We start from the raw sequence: 24,233 nt of genomic DNA, 5'->3' as shown, positions 1-24,233 counted from the left end.
ATTAAATATCAGTGTTTATTTCTTTCTTTTTTATATTCCTCTATCCCTCCCTGAACATTTTCATGAAAACTAACCGCGTTATCATTTTTAAACACAATGGCCACATCACAAAAATCTTTCAATAAATTCATACTATGCGATACCATTAAAAAACTAGATTCTTTATGCCTTTCTTTAAACAATTGAGCGCATTTTTCTTTAAACCTGGCATCACCAACTGCGGTTACTTCATCGACGATATAATAATCAAACTTAAATGCCATGCTTAAACCAAAGCCTAAACGCGATCGCATACCAGATGAGTAAGTTTTAATCGGCATATCGAAGTACTTACCGAGTTCGGCAAATTCTTCAACAAACTCAATTTTCTCTTTCAGCTCTTCTTGCTTCGCGTATAACCGCGCAACAAATTTTACGTTTTCGCGTCCGGTTAAACTTCCCTGAAATCCACCTGCGAGGCCGACTGGCCATGATATTGTTTTATTAGTGATGATCTTTCCACTGTCGGGGCGGTCAATTCCGCCAATCATTCTCAGTAACGTTGATTTACCCGCTCCGTTGCGACCAATAAAGGCAACACTTTTTCCTGAAGGGATTTCGATGTTTAAATCCTTAAAGACATAATGTCGCCCTGTTGGTGTGCGATAGGACTTCGTCAAATTCTCAATCTTAATCATGATGTCAGCATTGCCTCTTCACGCGTTCGGTATAACGCCAGACCGATGAACAGGGTGACCAGAGTGAACATTGCCAGGTAGTTCAGACTCACGCCTTCGCTGATATAGCCAGGCATAACTGCCTCGCGGCTTAACTCTACGACATGTACTAATGGGTTCCAGAGTAGATACGACCAGTATTGCTTTGGAATCGAGTGTAAAGGGAACATGATGCAGGAGATGAAATACAGCGGCTTAAGTAGTATCGGCAGGACCTTTTGCATTTCAGGGAAGGTTTTGCCAACGACCATGAATATTAAGCCGACGCCACATGAAAGAATGATCAGCAGACTCCAGGTAAGCACAAGTTGTAAAAAGTTTGTTATTTCGAAATATTCGCCTGCCATCCAGACGATAAGCATGAGCAAAATATAAACAGTAACGTAAATCAGTGTCTCAAGCAGTGCGCGTGCAATGATCGTATCGATAGGTTTTACTGGTCGATAATTAAACAACCCCTGGTTCGCTTCAATAGCACCTACAGAACGTTTGCTGATACTGCTAAAGATAAAAAAGGGAATCAGGCCATTAAGTAAAAACACCGGGAATGAGATGTCTGGCATCGTGCGGTGCATAATGTAACCAAAAATGCCCAGCAATATCAGCAAATGCGCAGAGGGTTCGAGAATCGCCCACAGATATCCCAGACGGAACTTACCAAAGCGTGTTCGTATTTCTCGTAGAAATAATGCCTCTACGGTGACTTTCTGGACTTCAAATCCACTTCTTGCCATTTGGTGATGTGATCCTATTCTCTTCAGGTATGCTACCGCCCCTGGCTTAACAGCTACCAATACACTGGAGGTAATACTTGTTTATAACTGGATAAAATTCACTCGGACGGTTGACCTTTTTAATAGCTGCAAACAATTTCATCAGAAATTATTTCCGCAGGGATAAATAGATCTATTTCCGTCTCGTTTCTTCTAATCCATTCTTCAGGCATGACTGTATTCGGTCTTCTGGTAATTTCAGAAAACTGGCCGTTTTAGAATGTAGAGTTAATTTCTCAGGAAATTATTTCTACCTCTTTTTGCTTAACCAATATGGTTTGAAAAAGACGTAACGCAGCATGCGTTCTGGATTACTCCGGAACACACTTATTCCAAATGGGCCACTAATTTCGCAAGAAATTATTTTTTACTATTACTGTTAACTACTTGATTATAATGCCACCTATGAATTTTATGCGTAGCAACACCTGCAATCTGTCTCAAACCAGAACGCATGCGATTGATTACCAATAAATTGTTTAGTGAGAAACTATTTCCATATTTAAAATTCACTCATGTACTTCTTATTTATATCTACAGCACCCTCTTCGCAGTTATATTTGTGATCTCCATCACATTTAAACGGTGTTATTTAAGTTGCACCAATAATTCCGCAGGTAATTATTTTTATTATTTACTTTAACCAGCGTTACAGCCAGCATTAACCGTCGGTAGATATACCAAATCAGACATTTCTTAAAATCGACGAATAGTTTCCGCGGAAATTATTTTGCTTTCCCAAAATTCCCTTTCTGATTATCTCCAGGAATTTTACTAATTTCCAGGCTACACAAAATACAGATCACACAAGAATTATCCTATATGTTTTGGCCTATCAATTGTTACGCAATGATTTATTGCAACTATTAATAATCATAATGTGTCAAAACACTTAAGCATCTTTACAGTCTGTGAAAGGTGTCTATTCACAAGGGCTACATAGTGAAAAACGAATTCCTACAGTATTGTCGAACATTCCGTGGCGGCCTGGAAGGAGAGTGCATTCTTGCTACATCAGAACTCAGCCCGGTGAGCGGGTTTGACAGTTCCGCACTCACCATTGGGCTAAGGGTTATCAGGTGGGGTTAAGGAAATGGCAATACCTACCCCCGCCCAAACTCCAGTCGCTGCACGTTCACCATCCCTGGCTTCTCACCTGCACTGACATCAATTTGTGTCACCCGCAGCGCATATTTTTCGTTCAGCGTATTGAGCCAGTTCAGCAGGTCATTAAACACCACCGGTTCTATCCAGACCTGAATATTCTCCCCGCGCTCGGCTATCCGCTTGATGACCACGGAGTGCACGGAAGCACTGTCACTGATGACCCTCGATACCTGTGCAGGCGTTGTCGTGGCGGATTTTCGCGCCGCAATAATATCCGGCGCGGCGCTCTTCATCCGGGAGTTCATCGCCACCAGCTGTTGCAACATCGTCTCCTGTTGCTCAATCCGTTCGCTCAACGGCTGCCAGATGAGGACGTAATATCCGGCGCAAAACAGGAACACTGCCGCTGCCAGTAACATGCCTTTTTCACGCGGCGAACGCCCTGCCAGGTGTTGTGCCAGCCAGTGTTCGCCACGGCTTAACTGGCGTTCACGCCATTGCTGAAAATAGTGAATAAATTTATCGCGTAACATGTTATTTCCTCCGCAACGTTACGCCGCCGGAAACCGCATCACCCTCTTTCTGTAACGCGTCCTGTTGCACAACATAATCTGCCGCCAGTGCGCTACGCAGTTTGTCGAAACTGGCAAAGTTCGCGGCCCGCAGCTGGAGGTGAAGCGTCTGCCGTTTTTGATCAAAGGTGAAACCACGCATCTCGATGTCGGTAAGTGACGCTGATTTCAGGATACTGGCAATCGCTGACAATTCTGCGAGCAGCCGGGTATCGTCGGCCTGCGGGCGATATTTTTTCAGCGCCATCGTCACCTGAGAGCGTAAATTCACAATCCGCTTCTGCTCCGGGAACAACGTTAAGAACTGCTTCTCCGCCTGGGCGCGGCTTTGCGCCACCTGCTCGCTGACGCTCCATAATGTCACGCCCCGTTCCACTGCCAGCGCAACCAGAATCAGCAATATCGGCAGAATCATCACCCGCCAGCGCGCCCACTGTTTTCGGTAGCTGACACGAGGCTGCCATGGCCCTGTTAGCAGGTTCCCTTCCGGTTCGCCATAAGTGGTAATGGCGGGCAGGGCCGTAACGGTCAGGCGTTCGGCGTCCGCGCCAGCCCATGCAGATAGCTCTTCCGGTGCAATACCGACCACGGTTAGCGAAAGCGGTAAATCCTGCTCATTGAGCTGGGCGCGGAACATGACCGGAGCCAGCGCCCGCCCGGCGCTCCATCCCCGGCATTCATCGATGCGGCAGATAACCCGTTGCGCATCGCCAGCCATAAATCCACAAGGAATGGACATCCAGTCCGGCGCAACAGTCGCGCGGGTGATGCCGTTTTCCTGCAACCACTGCGCAATGTTGCGCATATGCTGTTGGTGAATCACTGCCACGGTTGCCAGTTGCTGGTCGATTTTCAACGGGGCGAAATGCAGTTCGTCAATATCCTGGTTCAGCTCTTCTTCCAGTAAGGCGGGCAGAATAGTCGGTATCTGCTTGCGGGCAACATCAGGCAGTTCAACCTGCCAGACGCTGATCCATTCGCCGGGGATGTAGAGTCGAATCGCATCGGTTTGCAGCCATTGCTGAAGACGTTCGTCGGCAGCGTCAGGCCAGGTGCCGTGCTCCACGTCGGGTGTATGGCGCTGCCAACGGATGGGGTCGGAGGCGCAAAGCGGGAAAAAAATCTCAAGCATGGAACTCACTCACTTTCTCCTGTCTGAAGCCAGAGAACAGAAAAGTGTTGTGGGCCCATGCGGACAATTAACGAATTCATCGTCAGTTCAATCTCATTCACGGTGATATCTGAACGCAGCCAGAAGTAATTGCTGTCCACGCTCAGGACGGTTTTTAGCTGTTTTTTAGTACGCTCATCGACGTCAGCAAGTAGCGGCTGTGCAAGAAACTGATCGACATCTTCCCAGCCCTTCGCCGGACGTTGTTGTAATAACGCCCGCGCCTGAACAGGACTTAACCACGGGTCAAACAGCGCCTCAAGAATCACACTTTGCGTGACGTCTAAGGTATTGATGTTGATTTGCTGGCGGGTCATCGGCAGCGCACAGACCAGCGGTTTCAGTTTTTGATAAAGCCCGGCGTCCATTCCCTGCACCACGCGCATCTCGCTGATATCCGCCAGCGGTTGATTCGCGGCGTAGAACGGCACCGAACGGGCGAGATACTCGCTGTCTTCACGCCCCAGACGCGTCTGCACGCTGCGGTCCTCGTCAATAAACTCCCACAGGCTTTCGGCTATCAGTTCGGCCCGATAAGCAGGCACATCCAGGCGCGAGATCAGGGCGATAAGCTGTTGCACCGCGAGCGGACGCGACGCCGTTGTCGGCTGAGCGAGAGCATTCAGGTTAAAGCAGGCCTGTGCGTCACGCAGAGTGACGGCGATTTGCCCCTGCGGCAGTGGGAAAAAACGAGGGCCTGAAGCCCACGGCTGCGTCAGATGCACACGTTGTTCATTTTTCAGGCTCAGACTGAGCGCGCTCAGCGCCAGGCTTTCGGCACTGGCGCTGTACCACAGCGCCTGCTGATACTCCTGCTGGCTGCGCGTTCGCCCAAGTTGTTGCTGCATCCGCCCGGAAAGTGTGATGGTTACCAGCATCATAACTGCCAGCAATACCAGCACCACGACCAGTGCCATTCCGCGTTTTGGTGGTGAGATGATCATGATAATTGCGGCCCGCGTAACAACCAGATGCGTTCAATCTCGCCCCATTGCGGCGAATGCAGGGTCATACGCACCGCCACAGGGATCGCCTGAAGTGATGACCAGGTTTCCTGCCAGCGCGTGCCGTCGTAGAACTGCAAATGGAGCGAATCCGCCGGGATTAATTTTTGCGTTGTTGGCTTCACGCTGCCTGCTGCATCGGTCAGCGGCCAGGATAACCGTTCGAGATAACCATCATGAATGCGGTAACCGACGGTGAGCAGATTACTGCGCGGCAGGCGCATCAACGGATTAACCACGCCGCCGCGCACAAAGCGCATCCCTTCACTCTCAGACGCCAACACGCCAGCGCCAGCCAGTAACGCTGATTCACGCTGGCCCTGCTCGCCTCTTACCGGACGCGGCATCATTTGTGTCAGATCGTGGGTCAGAAAACTCATCGTTTGCTGCATGAGGTTTAGTTTTTGATCGTGTCCGGCGACGGCGTTATTCACGCGCGTGACGCCGTTTGTCACCTGCTGCGCCATCAGTGCCAGCGAGGCAAAAATGGCAATTGCCACCAGCATTTCCAGTAACGTGAAACCAGCGCGAGTCCTTCTCACTGTTGGCCTCCCACGGCGCTAAACCAGGCGCGTCGTGACTGAATCACCGACGAAAAGTCTTCGTGACGGCTGACTTCAATATCCACCGCCTGAAGTAGCGCATTACCTGTATTCAGCGGGATCGTTCGCCAGTACCAGCGGCTTCCTGCCATATCGCTCTCGCCCTGATGTCTGACCGCCCGCTGCTCGCGGGTCATCAGGTAGAGCAGCGCGGTCTGGTTTTCGGCCACCCAGCCCGCTACCGTTTTCTCCTCAAGCACCTGCTGATTGTTCAGCGCGCCGCTGGCAATCTGTAACACTGCCGTGGCAGCCAGCGCAAAAATCACCAGCGCGAGCATCACTTCCAGCAAGGTAAATCCGCGCTTCATGGCATCCTCTCATCACATTGATTGAGGGATAACGCGCCATCGTGCGCCAGTTTTACCGCCCAACATGCGTTTTGCGCCGCAGAGTAAAAGCGCAGCGTAAACGGCGCGGCGGGTTCAAAAGGCGAAAAACGGATCTGCGGCGTCTTCTTTTTCGCCTCTTTTTGCAGCTCCAGTTCAATATCGTGCAGCGTCAGGCGACGACGTTGCAGCTCCAGCGCATATTCCTTCTGCCAGATATCACTTCCGGGTTGTAACAGCATCTGCACCTGCTTCGGCACCGTAACCTGTGCCGATAACCGGGTCGCGGAAACAGGCAACCACTGCCCCTGACGACGCTGCATAAACTGGTAGCCAGGTGGGTCGATTAACACACCGAGTGTTTGCCCTTCGATCACTGCCCTGTCCTTAAACTGCGCAAAGCGAGTCAGAAAATCCTGCGCCGCTTTTTTCGCAGGCGGTTCAGAATCGGTCGCAAATGTCTGTACCACGCCCGCACTGGCAAGGCCGATAAGGAAAATCACCAGCATGATTTCCAGAAGTGTGAATCCGCGTTCAGGCACTGATTACTGAAACTCCTGCAAATTCCAGTTACCGATATCTGCGCCAGCACCTTCCCCGTTTTCCTGACCATCCGCCCCTAAGGTGTAAACATCAAACAGCCCTTTTTCACCCGGGCTGAGATACTGATAATCATTGCCCCACGGATCCTTTGGCAGTCGTTTAATGTATCCACCGGTACGGTAGTTGCGGGCGTCAGCCATATTGGCCGGTTGCTGGATCAGCGCCTCCAGCCCCTGTTCGGTGGTCGGATAACGCCCGTTATCCAGTCGGTACATATCCAGCGCATTCTCCAGCGCCACGATATCGCTGATGGCTTTTTGCCGATCGGCTTTCTCTTTGTTGCCCAACAGGTTAGGCACCACCAGACTTGCCAGGACGCCAAGAATAACAATCACCACCATCACTTCCAGCAGGGTAAAACCTGCCCGTGGTTTTTGTGTGCGGGATAACGAATTCATGTGATAACTCCGTAAATTACATTCCAACCATATTGTTCAGTTGCAGCATCGGCTCGAGGATGGCGATGACGATAAACAGCACCACGCCCGCCATCATCACCACCAGCGCAGGTTCAAACAGTCCTAACGCCAGCCCCACCTGGGTATCAAATTCCCGTTCCTGGTTGACCGCGGCCTGTTCAAGCATGGTTTCCAGTTCGCCGCTCTGTTCGCCGGAGGCGATCATGTACAGCATCATCGGTGGGAACAGGCGCAACTCCGCCAGCGCAGCGCGCAGACTGCTTCCTTCGCGGACGCGATCTGCCGCCAGCAGCAGTTGCTGCTCAACATAGCGATTTGCCGACACGGCGGCAGCGGTCTGAATGCCTTCCAGTAGCGGAACACTGCTAGCGGTGAGGATGCTTAAGGTGCGGGAAAAACGCGCCGTATTCAGCCCGCGAGCGACACGCCCCGTCACGGGCAGGCGCAGCAAGGTTTTATCCCAGCGCAGGCGCATAGCGGGATTTTTGAGTAGCCGTTGCCCCAACACCAGAAGCCCCAGCAGACCAGCCAGCCAGTAAACGCCGCTGGCCTGTAACGCGTCACTCATGGCGATAAGCGCGCGGGTGGAGGCGGGCAGCGCGTGTCCGAGATGATCAAACTGTTCGATAATTTTCGGCACCACCGCCGTCAGCAAAATAGTGACCACGCCCGTTGCCACCACCAGCAGTACCAACGGATAGAGCATAGCCTGCAGCAGGCGTGATTTCAGGCGCTGCCGCTGTTCGGTGTAATCCGCAAGGCGATTGAGCACTACGTCGAGATGCCCGGATTTTTCTCCGGCAGCGACCATCGAACAAAACAGGGAGTCAAAGACGCGGGGATGTTCGCGCAGGCTGTCCGACAGGGTATAGCCTTCCTGAATCCGACTGCGCAGCGCCATTCCGAGGCTTTTCACATGCAGTTTTTCACTTTGCTCACTGACCGCCTGTAAGCAGGTTTCCAGCGGCATTGCTGCCTGCACCAGCGTTGCCAGTTGGCGAGTGAACAGCGCCAGATCTGCCGCCGCCACGCGTCGATGTGCATGTCGCCGACGCTGCAACATTCCCCCTGCCGATGCATTCATCCGGGCTTCAATGTTCACAGGGATAAGCTCTTTAGCGCGCAACAACTGGCGGGCATGACGCGCGGAATCCGCCTCAATCATGCCTTTGGTTTTGCGACCATTACGCTCCAGTGCCTGATAGTAAAACAGTGCCATTACGCCTCCATCGTGACCCGCAGCACTTCATCGAGAGAGGTTTCTCCGGCGAGAACTTTCTCAATGCCGTTGCTGCGGATACCTGCGGAGTGTTGCCGGACATAACGTTCCAGCTCCAGTTCCCCGGCCTGACGGTGGATCAAATCACGCAGCGTGGCGTCCACCACAATCAACTCATGAATGGCGGTTCGTCCGCGAAAGCCTTTGTGATTACAGGCGGGGCAGCCCTGCGGATGGTACAGCGTGACGGTACGCGCGTCGGTAATCCCGAGCAGGCGTTTTTCTTCGTCAGTGGCTGGCGCGGGCTGGCGGCAGTCGGGGCACAGCGTGCGGACCAGTCGCTGCGCCATCACGCCCGTCAGGCTGGAAGAGAGCAGGAAAGGCTCGACGCCCATATCCTGCAAACGCGTGATCGCTCCCACCGCCGTGTTGGTATGCAGCGTGGAAAGTACCAGGTGTCCGGTCAATGACGCCTGGACGGCGATTTCTGCGGTTTCGGTATCGCGGATCTCACCGACCATCACCACATCCGGGTCCTGACGCAAAATCGCGCGCAGGCCACGGGCGAAGGTCATACCAACGCGGGTGTTAACCTGCGTCTGACCTATCCCTTCAATCATGTATTCGATGGGATCTTCAACCGTGAGAATGTTGCGCGAATGGTTGTTCAGCTCCTGCAATCCGGCGTACAGCGTGGTGCTTTTGCCGGAACCTGTCGGCCCTGTCACCAGAAAGATGCCGTGCGGTTTGTGTAACAGCTGGCGCAACTGCACTGTCAGTTGCTGACTTAAACCCAGACGCTCCAGCGTCAGGCGGGCCTGGTTTTTGTCCAGCAGTCGCAGCACCACGCGCTCGCCCCAGGCAGAGGGCATAGTGGAGACACGCACGTCAATCGCCCGACCGCCCAGCAGCAGCGCAATGCGTCCATCCTGCGGTACGCGCTTTTCGGCGATATCCAGCCGTGCCATCACCTTGATACGCGATACCAGCAGCGAGGCCAGTTTGCGCCCCGGGCGCAGCATTTCATGTAATGTGCCGTCAACACGAAAACGGATCACCAGACTCTTTTCAAATGTCTCGATGTGGATATCCGAAGCGCCTTCTTTAATCGCCTCTGCCAGCATGGCGTTGATCAGTTTGATGATCGGCGCATCGTCGTCACTTTCCAGCAGATCTTCCGTTTCTGGCAGTTCTTCAGCGAGGGTAAAGAAGTCTTCGGCGGAACCGAGATCTTCCATCAGCTGGCGGGCCTCGGAAGAGTCCCGCTGCCAGACCGCATTCAGCCGCTGTTCAAATTCGGCCTCGTCGATTTGCCGCAGCGTAAAGGGCGCGTTCAGCCCCCGCTGCAGCTCCTGCAAAACAGAGAGCGACAACGGATGAACATGGAGGATCTCCAGCGACGCTTCGCACCATGCCACCAAGCTAAACCGACGGCTGAAACTGTAGGGCAGACGCACGGTGTTAGCGGTGGTTTCCTGTGCTACAGGCACCATTAACGCGCTCTCCCGGCGTTGAGGAACGCGCGAACTTCCGGCGGTAGAGACTGGTTTTGCGCTGGCAGCACCGGCTGCGCGGTGTGCGGCATCAGGCTTAAGCCTTGTTCATCGCGATAGATCTGCTCGGCGCGCATATAGTTATATTTGCGCTGCGACACGCCGTCTGCCGCCATACCGTCACGCAGAATGGTCGGGCGGATAAACACCATCAGGTTACGTTTTTCTTTTTTATCCGCCGTCGATTTAAACAGGTTACCAATCAACGGGATATCGCCAAGCAGCGGCACTTTCGCCACGCTTTCTCCCGCCTGGTCGTCCATCAGGCCGCCAAGCACGATCAGCTCGCCATCATTAGCCAGCACGGTGGTTTTCAGTTTGCGCTCACCAAACACGACATCGAGGCTGGTCTGTCCTTCCACCTTCGAGACTTCCTGCTCAATCACCATCTGTACCGCGTTACCTTCGTTAATCTGCGGCGTGACTTTCAGCATGATGCCGACTTTTTTCCTCTCTACCGTGTTGAAAGGATTGCTGTTATTGGAGCCAACGGTAGAGCCGGTTAATACCGGAACGTCCTGGCCCACCATGAAGAAGGCTTCCTGGTTGTCCAGCGTGGTGATACTCGGCGTGGAGAGGACGTTCGAGCTGGAGTCGTTTTTGACCGCCTGTACCAGCGCCATCCAGTCGCCTTTCACCACGCCAACCGCCGTACCGCTAAAGCCGGAAAGTAGCTGGGCGAGCGTGGAGAGATCGCCGTTGGTATCCGGGTTAATGGTGGTGGCACCGTTTTCGCTGATCACCGTCGAGCCTTTCTGCGGTTTCGCCTGAGAAATGGCTGCCCCCAGCGTGCCAATAGGGATCTGCGTACCGTTAGCAAACTGCATTAATCCAGCATCTTTCGACGCCCACTGCACGCCGAAATTGATATTGCTGCCTTCGGCAACTTCCACGATCAACGCCTCGACATGCACCTGAGCACGGCGAATATCCAGTTGTTCAATCACGCTTTGCAGCGACTGCATGATGTCCTGCGGCGCAGTAACAATCAGGGCATTACTGTGTTTGCTGGCGGCGATGGAGACAACCTCACGCCCGCTACCGACCGTGCCTTCCGCCTCTTCTTTAGCCGCCGTGAGCGTGCCGCTGACCTGCTTCAGCACATCGACCAGATCTTCCGCTTTGCTGTATTTGAGATAGAACACCTGGCTGTTGCCGCTACGCTCCATTTCTGAATCCAGCCGACGGATCAGGCGGCGCATTTTGTCTCGCGTGGCGGGGTCACCGCTGACAATCACACTGTTGGTGCGTTCGTCGGCGACAATTTGAGATTTCAGCGTTGCTGGCTGGTTCTCGCCGCTATTTTTAGTCAGGCTTTCCAGCACGCGGGCGATTTCCGAAGCCGAGGCGTTATCCAGCGGGATTACCTCTTCAGTGCGATTTCCCGCATGATCCACACGCTGGATCACTTCCGTCAGGCGCTCCACGACGGAGGCACGTCCGGTGAGCATAATTACGTTGGAGGGATCGTAATTGACGACGTTGCCGGACCCCGCACTGTCGATCATCTGGCGCAAAATCGGCGCCAGCTCGCGGACCGAAACATTGCGTACCGGCACTACTTTGGTGACCATTTCATCGCCCGCGTAGTTGTCGCTACCTTCACCGACCAGCGGCAGCGGCTCGACTTTCGCGGCACTGGATTTCACCACCTTCAGCACGTCGTTTTCCATCGGTACGACGGCATACCCCTGTGCTTCCAGCAGGTTAAGGAATAGCTGGTAATACTGACGTTCATTGAGTGGGGTCATGGTGCGAATACTCACTTTCCCCTGTACGCCCGGCCCCATAATGATGGTCTTATTAAGGTTAGCGCCGACGGTTTCGATGAACGATTTCAGGTCGGTATCTTTAAAATTAGCGGTGAAAGTGGCTTCTTCCGCCCAGACCGGTGAACTACATAATGCCGCTGCCAGCACCAGCGGCAGTAAACGCTTTTTTGTTTTGAGGCCAGTTGTCTTCTTACGCCAGACCGACAACGTAATATCACGCCAAAACACGATGAATGATTCTCCTGGATTAAATGCGGTTAGCGCAGCGCGATGGAAATGTCGTAGCGCGCACCCTTGCGTAAAACCGTAAGTTGAATGGAATCCATTGAAGGTAACTGCCGCATCAGAGCAATCATTGCTCGTGGATCAGTGAAATCCTGCTGATTTAGCGCAATGGCGATATCGCCTTCCTTGAAACCGCTGGCATCGAACAGAGAACGATCTGCCCCCGGTTTCACTGCATAACCGACAATCCCCTCCTTACGCACAGGCGTAAGCTGGATATAGTTAAAAATTTTCTGCGGATCTTTCGCCAGCGCCTGACGCACGGCAGCCGGGATCTCAACGGGCGCACTGACAGCAGGCTCAGCAACAGCTTGCTTTGCTTCGTCACTGGCGGCTTTTTTGTTGGTCACGGCTACGGTGGAACGCTCCTCTTCAGCCAGGCTCAGGCGCTCTATTTTTCCCTGATAGCGCAGCATCACATGGTCGCGGTTGATTTCCTCAATCACCGCGTTGTGAGAGCCAAGCCGTTCGCCCTGCAAATAAACCTGTTGTTTGCCGCCTTCTTCAATAACCGCGCCGGGTCTGGCACCAAAGGCGATCCCACGCAGCACCACGTTAAGACGCGTTTCTGCCACAGGCGCAGGTTCGGGTTGTTTTACCGGCGCGGCGACGGGCTGATATTTGCCAAACCAGTTTTGTTGGCTGATTAATTGCACGTCATTTTTATCGAACGGTTTTGCATCCACACGGGCCGGTTTATTCGCCGATGAAGAAGCCGATGTATATTCCGCAGAAAAGGAGATATAGCGCCAGAGTGAATGCGCCATTTTTGCAGAAATAATAAGCAGCATCAGCCAGAACATCCCGCGGGCAATTTTGCGCAGGTGCTCTTTGTCTGTATTAAGAGATTGTCTCTGGCTAAGTGTGTGACGAATTTTTGTCAGCCATTGAATGAGATAAATTCGTGCGTCACGAAAAACAACCCGCGCCAATTTATATACCCGACGTTATGCTTTGACTATTCCACAGGTGGTACGATCCAGTTTCCGCTGATACTGGTTACCTGTGCGTGTATCATTAATCGTTATGCTGTAATTAATTCCCTCGGTGATCATTAATTTCACCGTCGGATCAGCGCACATTTGTCGTTGGTAGCTGGTTAAAAAGGCGTCAGGCGTCTGCGTGGTCTGAGTACCTGCTTCGCTGATAATGGTCATTTTTACCGTCGTGCCGCTACTTTGCGCCAGCACTAAGGTATATCCCGCAGATTTAATCGGCAGGTTTTGGCTGATATTTTGCGCCTGTTTTTTCGCCAGTAAACTGGCATTTTCATTATGGCTGGCGCAGCCACTTAATAATCCTGTAACGCTCAACAATAGCGATATTAATACCCTCCCTGGCATTTGTTTTATCGACATGGTAAATAATCTCTAAGGTTATTAATAAGAGTTAAAATGTCACTTCGATAATGACATGGTTATCATTAAAACAATGCCTGTAGATAAAGTGTTGCTATACCGCCCAGACTTAAACACGGTCCAAAAGGCAGTGTGGTTGATCCTCTTTTTGTAATAACGGCATATATCAGGCCGCAGCATGAGGCGATTAAAGCAACATTGGGCAGCGACAACGGCCCCACCCAACTACCTAACGCAGCGAACAATAATACATCGCCCATGCCTAATGCTTCTTTACGCAGAACTATTCCGGCTATCCAGCGCAGGGAGTAAAAAGTGATAAACCCCACCAGTACGCCGGTGACTGCGTCTTGTAGCGTTAACGGACTCTGTTGCGCCCATGCCGCAATCAGCCCGGTCCACAATACGCCCTGAGTAAAAACATCGGGCAGCCATTGGTGATCGAGGTCGATGATGCTCGCGGCAATCAGCCAGGCGGATAATATCATCACCGCCAGCCCCCATCCACTTTCCGGCCACACCTGACTCGCAAGCAAAAAAGCGAGTGCCGTCAATAACTCGACCAGCGGATAACGCTTGCTGATTTTCGCCCGACAGTCGCGGCAGCGCCCTTTGAGCATCAGCCAGGAGAGCAGCGGAATGTTGTCACGTATCCGGATGGTCTGCTGGCAATGCGGACAGTGCGAGCGCGGCAGCGCAAGGCTTATTTTTGACTGCGTACTCGGCATTTCACCGTGAAACTCCGCCATTTGTTGACGAAGCATGATGGGGTAACGCCAAATCACCACATTCAAAAAACTGCCGATGATTAATCCTCCGACGGTTGCCAGTATGGGCATCGCCGCAGGGTATTGCTGAAAAACATCAAAAAGCATGGTTAAAGGTTATTTGTTGTAACTTGCCGGATGCGGCGTAAAACGCCTTATCCGACCTACAGGTGTCTGCCAACGCAAATAATCGCGGCTTCTTCCCTTCAGGTCCGATAAGCTGGCGCATCGGGCAAATGTGTTAACCCGGTGCGCCTTATTTCATGCCGGATGCGGCGTGAACGCCTTATCCGGCATACAGGCTTACTCGGCAGACATCTTATGCTCGGTAACCTTGTTAATGGTTTCCGGCCCTTGCTGCGGTTTCGGCAGATCAAGCGACGCCAGCGTCTTGTAAGCCGACTGGCTCACACCGCCCTCGAAGTTCATCTCGCTCGCTCCCGGCAACTGGTAAGCATTCGCGCCCGGATTCCATTGCTTAAAGAACTCCGAAAGATCCGTCTGAGCGACCCAGGATGCACACAGCATCAGCTTGTCGGCAGCGTTACCGTTGGATTCGGCACAGTAATTTCTTTCGCCAAACTTGGTTTTGCCAACATCATCGCCGCGTGCTTTACGGTGCATCAACTGGAACAGGTTCCAGCCTTTCATCCCTTCACGATCGCTGTAGAACTTAGGCAGGTCACCTTCTGGATACCACTGTTTGATATCAAAGTTTTTCTCTGCCCATTCCTTCAGCTGCGCGTACATCAGCAGACGGTCACCCGCACCGCCGCGCGCCCATGCCTGACCGTTGCTCTCGTCCAGATATTCCGGCGCGACGGTAATATCTTCAGCGACACGGTTCATCTTGCCGAGATAGCGATCCTGCATGTACAGCGCCAGCACGTTGTTCGCCACTTCAGTTGCGCCCGGTACAGTCAGGGGTGTTTCTGCGGCGTTATGCCCTACTTCATGCCAGATCAGCCAGTCGTTCAGCGGCGTCGTCGGCAGCGTGGTGCTGTTCGTCGAGAAGCTGCTGTTCATTACCGGATAACCAGAGTGCGCATCACCAATGGAGATCTGCACATCGTTGGCGAAACGATGTTTATGACCCGTCAAGTTTTTATAGGTAAACATCCGGTGCTTACCGCTTTCGCCATCACGACCGTAGAAGTCATTCATCGAGCTGGCAAAGGTATCCAGTTCCTTAGCGAATTGTTCTACGCCATCCGTGAAATTGCTGGCCTCAAGGTTCTTCTTCGGCGTGGTATACACGAACGACGCAGACTCCAGCTCGCCCAGCGGCGCAGGGGATTTCAGATCGTTTTTCCATTTACCGTCTTTATAGAACGGTGCTTTTACCACGCCAGTAAAGGTGAAGTTGGCTGACTCATTCGTTGGGCTGTTACCCTTGATATAAATCAGACCACCGTAAGGAACCGTAAACTTCACCTCACCATTGGCTTTCAGCTCATAGGTTTTCGTCACTTTTGGCGGACGGTTCAGAGCAACTTCATGCTTCTCACGTCCGGTCAGGTCGTCAGCCAGCGCCACGGTGACAGTCACAGGAACGTTCGCCTTAGACTCAATAGTGACCTCTTTCTGAGCCGGAGCCCACAGGCCAGTAGACTGCATGTTACCTGCAAACCATTTGGTCGGATTCGAGTACAGGCTGATGGTTTCAGTAACCTTCTCACCTTCTGCCGATACCGCTCCCGGATACTTCTCGACATCAACTTTGATGTTCAGATCCCACCAGGAACGCCCCAGCATCAGGCGCGTCAGCGGTTTTTCCATATAGTTGAGCGGATAGCTCGGGTTCATCATGCCCGCTTTGCCGCTACTTTCACCGTAGATCATCTTGTTATCGACAAGCGATTGTTTCAGCTCTGCGGAGCACTGCGTGCCGCCAGTATAGGCATTGTTGGCGTAGCAGTTCAGGAACTCGGTGAACGTTTTAAAGCCCAGCTCGTCATCCTTGCCGCTGTCATAGCTGTATTCAATTTCATTCCACAGCCAGACCGACATGTTCTGGTACAGACGTTCCAGATCGACGCTGCTCAGACGCTCACCTTTGCGACCATTGGTACGGAAGTAGAGCTCATGCTGGTACAGACGTTGAATGTTGGTGCCTAAATCCGCCGCCTGCACCATTGCTTTCGCAGTGTCGGCGTCAAGATTCAGTTGCGTATACTGCGGAACATACATGCCACCCGTTACCGGAACGTTCGTGCCAGGACGGTATTCCAGACAGTTGATTTCGTAGTGATATGTCGAGTCCTTACACTCCTCTAATCCCTTGAATTTTTCCAGAATTTTCTTCTTCGCAGCATCCAGAGATTCTTTTGTTGTGTATTCCGCCTCATCAATAAAGGCATAACGTTTGACCTGTTTGCCATCGACATCTTCCAGCCAGCTGGCCACTTCCAGTTTCGGCTTGTCATCAGGCTTGTTGTCTTGCTGGTATTTCCAGATAACTTCTTTCGTTGTTTCATCAATGGTATACGGCGGTTTTCCATCGACAAACGGATAACGTTCATATACCCAGATACCTTTTTCGCGCTGTTGGCGTACGCGATCCGGATACCCCTGAGGATCGTTATTCACCACCGACTTGTTCAGTGCCATTGACAGACCCGCGGCATCCAGCAGACGCACAAAGCCAGACGCGCTCTCTTCCTTAAGATTGCTCATCACGTTTTCCATGATCAGCACCGAGCCACCTTTGTTCAGATAGGCGATCAGATCGGTCACATCCTGCTGGCTCAGCTTCGGTTTGCTGGTATCTGCACGCAGAGGCACTGCATAGGGATCGCCCCCCACCTGAGTCACATACTCAAAGCCGTTAAGGATCAGCAGCGGCATTTTCTGCGGATCGAGATCGCCATAGCTACTTAAATGCTCAACGGAGATACCCGCGAAATCCGGATGGAAGCCGAACTCAGCACTGTTTCCTGTAACCTGACCATGACGTTTGAAATAGACAGTATCCAGGTTAGTACCCACGGTCATGCTGGCTTTCGCGTCCGGCGTCCATTTATCATCGGACAGATAGCGCAACACGTTCTGCATAAAGTGCTTCATGTCATTTGAATCACTGTTACGCATACACTGACCGCTTTTATCAACACCGCCTTCCCAGCTGTAACCGTTCGGGCAACGCAAAATGCTGTTGTAGTGTGGGTTACCGATAACCATCAGTTTGCCCTCACCGACTTGCCCCAGCGAGATAAACGGCAGGTTGAAGGTGGCAGTTTCGCGTGTCACGTTCTCCGGGCGCACAATAGAAGGCGCTTCAGTAATGTACGCCAGCTCATTTTTATCCCAGGCGCGTTTTTCGCCGAAGGCCAGCCAGTAGTTTTTATCATTACGCGCCATCAGAATCGGGAATGCCGCGTTGGAGATATTTACCACCGCCTGACCGCGCGCATTACCGGTGCTGCCATAGAAGTTGGTGGAGTCATGGAAAACATGGAACTTGCTGACAGATTTGTAGCTCTGATCCACGCCCCACAGCTTGTTGATAACGCCCTGAATCTGACCTTCGTTAACATTGCGCGTCGTCAGCGAGAACCAGCGAGCCTCGTTACAGCCGTCGGTTTTCGCACAAATCGCGGTATCGATCTCTTTGGCCTGACCCGTCTTAAACTGCTCGATAAATTCGTTTGGCAGCACAACGTTTTGATCGCCTTCATCCAGCGTCGCGCCATTGGACAACGAGAGATTGATAATCTCGTTGATCACGTTGGGATATTCGGCAAAGACCTTGCGTACATCGTCCGGAACAACACGGGTATTATTTTGCCCGGCTTTCGAATAGCGGTGGATCAGCTGATCGATATTTGCCCCGCGAACTTCATCGCCCAGTTCCGTCAGTGCAATAGTCGACTTGTTACCGCGCACTGAGCCAAGTTCAAAGGTGTCGATGCCAAAGGAGATGGTTTCCCCCCAGCTAAAGGAAAACTCGCCGTTTTCTCCGGTTACACCACGCCCTGAATTGGTGTAGTAGTTGACGCCAACAACGCCATTCCCCTGGCTATCTACCAGTCGGCCTTCGGAGAGAATGATTTCCGTAGGTTGATACTGATAAAACTGTTCCGCGTTAGCCGACACGAAGGAAGCGTTCAGATCCGGTTTTGTTCCCGGTGTGGTGACTGGCACAACCGGTGAAGTATGAGTGGATGGCGCTTTATCAGTCGCGGCATTGTTTTCCACCTCTTCATTGACCAGCTTTTTGAACTCTTCCGGTGCCAGATCGATTTGCTTATACAGCGAGTCGAAGCGTTTACTCTCGATCACCGAGGAGAACGTCAGGCAAACCTGTTCTGTATCCGCCGGACAACTGTTCATGGAGGTTACCAGCGAGAGCGCATTGCTTTTCTTGTCATCAGACCCCGCCAGTTCTTGCGCATCCTCAAGGCTAAACGACACTTTTTCAACCGCACGCAAGCTACGCGCAGATTCTGACTGAGTGTTGAAGGTGGCAATTGTCGTGTTACCCGCCACGCAAGTAACGTTCTCGCCAGGTGTAAAAGTAAAGCCGTCGCTGGATTCACCATTACATTTAGCACCGATTACCCGCTGGCTTCCGCCCAGGGTCAGATAACCTGTTTTCGTAGGAACAGGTTCTGGCTCCGGTTCTGGCGTTGGCTCTGGCTCAGGTGTCGGGTCCGGAGTAGGTTCAGGCTCCGGCGTCGGCTCCGGGGTTGGCGTTGGGTCGGGTTTCACTTCCGGCAAAGACCCGGTTCCAGAATCTACAGGCGGAGTATCGGAGGAAGAACCTGAACCGCCGCCATCACAACCGGTTAATAAGGTTGCGCTTAAAATAGCCGCTAAAAGCGATTTTTTATATTTAAATTTCTTATTCATTAATAACGCAAGTGACAAAATATAGTTAAAAAATTCGTAACTGGGGAAATAGTTTTATGTTTTACCTTCTCTAGTAACTTCCTCCATTCTTAAGAAAACTGCATTATTGATAACGAAACAGGTGAAATTTATAAGAATATCCCCTATTCGATGTCAGACGGGGTATTTATAAAATGATTCAACAAACAAAAAAGTAACAATTATTCACAATGTAACTATCCCAAGTTGTTGATAGTTTTAACGATTGCGATTGCAAAAGCAACAGATAGCACGGTGTTTGCTCATCAAGCGAACACAATTAATACAGACTTGTTTTGCGTGACAAAAAAATAGCTATTCTCACTCCCTTAATTATTTAGCGAGTTATCTGAACACGAAATATTATTTATGCATGGATAATAAACAACGAAATTATTTTACAATTATTTAGTCAGGATAATGAAACGTGAGTAGAAAGAAGCCGGATGATATTGACGATCATCCGGCATTATTGACTTACGAAACTAACATTCCGGTAAACACATATGCCTGCAGCAGGGTGATAATGCCGATAACGCTGGCAAAAATCAGACTGTGCTTCACGGTGTAGCGGAACAGTTCAGATTCTCGGCCCACCATGCCCGTCGCGGCGCAGGCCACGGCGATAGATTGTGGGGAGATCATCTTGCCAGTTACGCCGCCGCTGGTATTTGCTGCCACCAGCAGAGTGTCAGAGACGTTGATTTGCTGCGCCGTGGTTGATTGTAGTGAACCAAACAGAGCGTTCGAGGAGGTGTCCGAGCCGGTAAGGAATACCCCCAGCCAGCCGAGGAATGGCGAAAAGAACGGGAACATCACACCAGTACCCGCCAGTACCAGCGCCAGCGTGGTAGACATACCGGAATAGTTGGTCACGAAGGCAAATGCCAGCACCATGCCAATCGACAGTATCGGCCACTTCAGGCTAATTAGCGTTTCTGCAAAGACGCCAATACCTTTCTTGATCCCCACGCCGAGGATGAAGATAGAGATAATCGCTGCAATAAAAATAGCGGTGCCGCCAGCAGAGAGCGGGTCGAATTTAAACACCGCGTCCATTGGCGTCGGCTGGGCGACAATGGGGGCCGCTTTCAAGACTTGTTGATGCAAATGAGGGATCTGGAAATTAATCACCAGCGAATAAAACGCGCCGCCCGGAGCAAATAACGCTTTAAACGGTTTCATGGTCCAGATGGTGACCAGTACCGTTAAGATTAAAAACGGTGACCACGCGCGAATGATTTGCCCCAGACTATATTCTGACGGTACCGGGCCGCCAGAAGACGGTTTATTCACCACCATCGCACCTGCGGATTGCCCCATGCTGATTGCCGTTTCGGTATTTTTCGGTCGCCAGACTTTAAGGAATAAAGAGAGTGAGACGATACTCACCAGCGCCGAAGTAATATCCGGCAGCTCAGGACCAATGTAGTTAGAAGTAAAGAACTGGGTAACCGCAAAGCTACCACCCGCAACCAGCGCCGCTGGCCACGTCTCTTTCACCCCTTTCCAGCCGTCCATCATCGCCACCAGCCAGAACGGCACCAGTACCGACAGGAACGGCAACTGACGTCCCGCCATTGCACCAATGTGGAACGGATCGATTCCGGTCACCTGACCTGCGACCAGAATTGGCACGCCCAACGCACCAAACGCCACCGGCGCAGTGTTGGCTATCAGACATAGCCCCGCTGCGTATAGCGGTTTGAAGCCCAGCCCCACCAACAGTGCGCCAGTAATCGCCACTGGCGCGCCAAAGCCCGCGGCACCTTCTAACAGCGCGCCAAAGGAGAAACCAATCAGTAACACCTGCAAACGCTGATCGTCGGTGATGGAGATAACTGAGCTGCGGATAATATCGAACTGACCGCTAGCAACGGTTAATTTATACAGGAAAACCGCCGCGACAATAATCCAGGCAATAGGCCATAAACCATAAATAAAGCCATAGCCCGCAGCAGCAAATGCCATATCAATCGGCATTTTAAAGGCGAATATCGCAATCAGGATAGATAATATAAGGGTTATTGCTCCAGCGACATGCCCTTTCAGACGTAATACCGCAAGTGCAACGAAGAAGAATATTATTGGGATCAGGGCAACCAGAGCGGATAGCCCCAGTCCTCCCATCGGCATATACATTTGGGTCCAGGTAACCATATTGTTCAGTCTCTTATTATCTTTATATGCTTGATATGATTAAGGTTGTAATAAGCAAAAGAGGACTGAACTGTAAAATATAGGCGTTATACTTTACAGCAACAGTACGCTGCTAACGCAATTGCTACCTCTGGCATAACAAGTATATCGGGTAAGGGTTTCTGTTCCGCACACGCAGGTGCAGAGTATCGTTAAGATGTCCATATTGTTGTTTTAGGCCCGCTAGTAATGCGCTGCGGGTATTTAATTTTGTTAAACCCTGATAATCGCTCCGGTTATTTCCGGGATAAATGTACTACCGCAGTTACTATAATAGCCCCGACAATAAAACTTGCCGGGGCTTTTTTTGACGCTATTAATGACTTTCTTTTTCGCGTAAACGCCAGGCGTGTAATAACGGTTCGGTATAACCGTTTGGCTGTTTCACGCCGAGGAAGATCAAATCGCTGGCGGCTTTAAAAGCACACGAGTTAGCGAAATTCCCCGCCATCGGACGATAAGCCGGATCGCCAGCGTTTTGCTGATCAACCACCTTCGCCATGTTCTCCAGCGACGCCTGCACCTGCTCTTTGGTCAGGATGCCGTGACGTAACCAGTTGGCAATATGCTGGCTGGAGATGCGCAGCGTTGCACGGTCTTCCATCAGCGCCACGTTGTGAATATCCGGCACTTTTGAACAACCAATCCCCTGCTCTACCCAACGCACCACGTAGCCCAGAATTCCCTGCACGTTGTTATCCAGCTCTTGTTGGATCTCTTGCGCCGACCAGTTAGCATTTTCAGCAACCGGAATGGTCAGCAGATCGTCCAGCAGCGGTTCAAATTCAGCATTGAACTCGGTCTGAGCAATGTTGGCTTGCACGCTCTGCACGTTGGTTTGGTGGTAGTGCAGCGCATGGAGCGTAGCGGCAGTTGGCGACGGAACCCAGGCCGTGTTTGCCCCGGCACGTAACTGGTCGCCCTTCTGGCTGTACATGTCTGCCATCAGGTCCGGCATTGCCCACATGCCTTTGCCGATTTGCGCTTTGCCACGCAGCCCACAGAACAGACCGGAAAGCACGTTATTGCGCTCGTAGGCTTTGATCCACGGCGTCGATTTCATCTGGTTTTTACGCAGCATCGGGCCAGCTTCCATCACCGAATGCATCTCATCGCCAGTACGGTCGAGGAAACCGGTATTGATGAACGCCACGCGGTTGCGCGCCTGAGCGATACAGCTACGCAAGTTCAGCGAGGTCCGGCGTTCTTCATCCATAATGCCCATTTTCAGGGTATTCGGTGCCATACCGAGCATTGCCTCAACGCGGGTAAACAGTTTGTTGGCGAACGCCACTTCCTGCGGACCGTGCATTTTCGGCTTCACAATATAGACGCTGCCAGTGCGCGAGTTTTTCTGCACTTTTAAATCATAGAGGGCAATCGCGCCAGTCATGACGCCATCAAGAATACCTTCCGGAATTTCATTGCCTTCGCTGTCCCAAATTACGGGAATGGTCATCAAATGACCTACGTTACGGATAAACAGCAACGAGCGTCCGTGCAGAGAAATTTCAGAGCCATCGGCGGCGGTGTACTGACGATCGTCATTCAGTTTACGCACGATTTGCCGACCGTTTTTCTCCATTTTCTCTTGCAGAGTCCCCTGCATCAGGCCCAGCAGATTGCGGTACAGCAGGATTTTATCTTCCGCATCAACCGCAGCGACTGAATCTTCACAGTCGAGAATGGTACTGATGGCGGCTTCAACGATAACGTCGTTGATGTGCGCCGGATCGTCTTTGCCAATCCGCCCGTTGACATCGATTTGCAGCTCAATATGCAGGCCGTTATTTTTCAGCAAAATGCAGGTCGGCGCAGCGGCATTGCCACGGTAACCGACAAACTGTGCCGGAGTACGTAACGTGGTTTCTTTACCATTTTTCAACTGGATACGTAATTGTTTGTCGACCACCTTAAACGCCACGACATCCTGATAGCTGCCGTTTTCCAGCGGTAGTGATTCATCGAGGAAATGCCGAACCCAGGCGATAACCTGCTCACCGCGCTGCGGATCGTAGCCGCTGACCATCGCCCCTTCCTGCGGGATGATGTCGCTGCCGTATAGCGCGTCATACAGTGACCCCCAGCGAGCGTTTGCCGCGTTCAGCGCGTAGCGGGCGTTCATCGCCGGAACCACCAGTTGTGGCCCCGCCTGACTGGTGATTTCGCTATCGATGCCCGTGGTTTCCACCGTAACGTGGTCCGGCTGCGGCACGAGATAGCCCAGTTCACGCAGGAAAGATTTATAAGCCGCTTTGTCTTTTACCGGCCCCGGATTGCTGCGATGCCATTCGTCCAGCGCTGCCTGAATGCGATCGCGTTCTGCCAGTAATTGACGATTTTCTGGCGCCAGATCGTGAACGATCTCATCAAAATTGCGCCAGAACGCCGCAGCGTCCAGCCCTGTTCCCGGTAAAACTTCTTCATCCACAAAACGTTTAAAATTGGCGTCAATGCGTAAACGGCCCTGGGTTATGGTTTGACTCATTGTTTATCTCCTCGTTTTCGCTTATTTCGCCAACACCGCTGCTGCCGCTTTCGCGACCTGCGCATCCTGTGCTCCGGTTAAACCAGAAACGCCCACGGCACCAATAATTTGTCCATCAACAACAACCGGTACGCCACCTTCCAGCGACGTCAGTAACGGCGCAGTCACGAACGCGGTACGTCCGTTGTTCACCATCTCTTCATAGCCCTTAGTTTCGCGACGCCCCAGCGCGGCAGTACGCGCTTTCTCCTGAGAGATGTAGGCCGCTATCGGCGCGCAATCGTCCATGCGACTTAACGCCAGCAGATGACCGCCGTCATCGGCAACAGCAATGGAAACAGACCAGTTATTTTTCTGCGCTTCTTCCTGACCTGCGGCAATAATTGCACTCGCCATTTGCTGGCTAAGAATGACTTTAGTTTTCATTTTG

The 24,233-nt window shown here is 52.0% G+C and carries 19 protein-coding genes; all 19 read right to left on the bottom strand.

The annotated features are described in order from the left end of the window. Positions 1-8: 8 nt before the first annotated feature. The 19 genes from FEK50_RS08620 to FEK50_RS08525 all read right to left on the bottom strand — a co-directional run bounded on the left by FEK50_RS08620 (position 9) and on the right by FEK50_RS08525 (position 24,229). On the bottom strand, positions 9-677 hold the full coding sequence (locus FEK50_RS08620) for an ABC transporter ATP-binding protein (RefSeq protein WP_130207969.1): 669 nt from the start codon (positions 675-677) through the stop codon (positions 9-11). Beyond that, positions 674-1,450, bottom strand: a complete 777-nt coding sequence (locus FEK50_RS08615) for an ABC transporter permease (RefSeq protein WP_130258018.1) — start codon at positions 1,448-1,450, stop codon at positions 674-676. The genes FEK50_RS08620 and FEK50_RS08615 overlap by 4 nt, the downstream gene beginning before the upstream one ends. Before the next feature lie 1,142 nt (positions 1,451-2,592). Further along, a complete protein-coding gene (yghD, locus tag FEK50_RS08610; RefSeq protein WP_131162488.1) occupies positions 2,593-3,129 on the bottom strand; it encodes a GspM family type II secretion system protein YghD in 537 nt (178 codons plus the stop codon). Position 3,130: 1 nt separating this feature from the next. Next, positions 3,131-4,309 carry a type II secretion system protein GspL gene (gene gspL, locus FEK50_RS08605; protein ID WP_131162489.1) on the bottom strand — a complete coding sequence of 393 codons (1,179 nt, stop codon included), beginning with the start codon at positions 4,307-4,309 and terminating at the stop codon, positions 3,131-3,133. Continuing rightward, positions 4,306-5,283: a type II secretion system minor pseudopilin GspK gene (gspK, locus tag FEK50_RS08600; protein ID WP_131162490.1), complete on the bottom strand. Its 978-nt coding sequence runs from the start codon at positions 5,281-5,283 to the stop codon at positions 4,306-4,308. Before gspK ends, gspL begins: the two co-directional genes overlap by 4 nt. Beyond that, a complete protein-coding gene (gene gspJ / locus FEK50_RS08595) occupies positions 5,280-5,885 on the bottom strand; it encodes a type II secretion system minor pseudopilin GspJ (RefSeq protein ID WP_131162491.1) in 606 nt (201 codons plus the stop codon). The genes gspK and gspJ overlap by 4 nt, the downstream gene beginning before the upstream one ends. Beyond that, positions 5,882-6,253, bottom strand: coding sequence for a type II secretion system minor pseudopilin GspI (gene gspI, locus FEK50_RS08590; protein ID WP_131162492.1), 372 nt, complete (start codon positions 6,251-6,253; stop codon positions 5,882-5,884). The genes gspJ and gspI overlap by 4 nt, the downstream gene beginning before the upstream one ends. Continuing rightward, positions 6,250-6,813 (bottom strand): type II secretion system minor pseudopilin GspH, encoded by a 564-nt coding sequence (gene gspH, locus FEK50_RS08585; RefSeq protein WP_131162493.1) that lies wholly within the window; start codon positions 6,811-6,813, stop codon positions 6,250-6,252. Before gspH ends, gspI begins: the two co-directional genes overlap by 4 nt. Before the next feature lie 3 nt (positions 6,814-6,816). Continuing rightward, positions 6,817-7,272, bottom strand: a complete 456-nt coding sequence (gene gspG, locus FEK50_RS08580; protein ID WP_001087289.1) for a type II secretion system major pseudopilin GspG — start codon at positions 7,270-7,272, stop codon at positions 6,817-6,819. A gap of 16 nt (positions 7,273-7,288) precedes the next feature. Then, positions 7,289-8,512: a type II secretion system inner membrane protein GspF gene (gspF, locus tag FEK50_RS08575; protein ID WP_131162494.1), complete on the bottom strand. Its 1,224-nt coding sequence runs from the start codon at positions 8,510-8,512 to the stop codon at positions 7,289-7,291. After that, complete coding sequence (gene gspE / locus FEK50_RS08570) at positions 8,512-10,005, bottom strand: type II secretion system ATPase GspE (protein ID WP_000249356.1); 1,494 nt, start codon at positions 10,003-10,005, stop codon at positions 8,512-8,514. Before gspE ends, gspF begins: the two co-directional genes overlap by 1 nt. Next, on the bottom strand, positions 10,005-12,065 hold the full coding sequence (gene gspD, locus FEK50_RS08565) for a type II secretion system secretin GspD (protein WP_130207989.1): 2,061 nt from the start codon (positions 12,063-12,065) through the stop codon (positions 10,005-10,007). The genes gspE and gspD overlap by 1 nt, the downstream gene beginning before the upstream one ends. Before the next feature lie 29 nt (positions 12,066-12,094). Continuing rightward, positions 12,095-13,054, bottom strand: coding sequence for a type II secretion system protein GspC (gene gspC, locus FEK50_RS08560; protein WP_131162495.1), 960 nt, complete (start codon positions 13,052-13,054; stop codon positions 12,095-12,097). A gap of 15 nt (positions 13,055-13,069) precedes the next feature. Then, a complete protein-coding gene (gene gspS2, locus FEK50_RS08555; RefSeq protein ID WP_001324279.1) occupies positions 13,070-13,480 on the bottom strand; it encodes a type II secretion system pilot lipoprotein GspS-beta in 411 nt (136 codons plus the stop codon). A gap of 65 nt (positions 13,481-13,545) precedes the next feature. Continuing rightward, complete coding sequence (pppA, locus tag FEK50_RS08550) at positions 13,546-14,355, bottom strand: prepilin peptidase PppA (RefSeq protein WP_131162496.1); 810 nt, start codon at positions 14,353-14,355, stop codon at positions 13,546-13,548. A gap of 195 nt (positions 14,356-14,550) precedes the next feature. Continuing rightward, positions 14,551-19,098, bottom strand: coding sequence for a lipoprotein metalloprotease SslE (gene sslE / locus FEK50_RS08540; RefSeq protein ID WP_131162497.1), 4,548 nt, complete (start codon positions 19,096-19,098; stop codon positions 14,551-14,553). Between the two features lie 495 nt (positions 19,099-19,593). Further along, positions 19,594-21,276 (bottom strand): glycolate permease GlcA, encoded by a 1,683-nt coding sequence (glcA, locus tag FEK50_RS08535; protein ID WP_106991688.1) that lies wholly within the window; start codon positions 21,274-21,276, stop codon positions 19,594-19,596. Positions 21,277-21,631: 355 nt separating this feature from the next. Next, on the bottom strand, positions 21,632-23,803 hold the full coding sequence (gene glcB, locus FEK50_RS08530) for a malate synthase G (RefSeq protein ID WP_131162498.1): 2,172 nt from the start codon (positions 23,801-23,803) through the stop codon (positions 21,632-21,634). 21 nt (positions 23,804-23,824) lie between these two features. Beyond that, on the bottom strand, positions 23,825-24,229 hold the full coding sequence (locus tag FEK50_RS08525) for a GlcG family protein (protein ID WP_000853256.1): 405 nt from the start codon (positions 24,227-24,229) through the stop codon (positions 23,825-23,827). Positions 24,230-24,233: the final 4 nt, after the last annotated feature.

The sequence above is a fragment of the Escherichia sp. E2586 genome (assembly GCF_005781105.1).
GTDB lineage: Bacteria > Pseudomonadota > Gammaproteobacteria > Enterobacterales > Enterobacteriaceae > Escherichia.
This window is presented reverse-complemented; position numbering and strand designations above follow the sequence as displayed.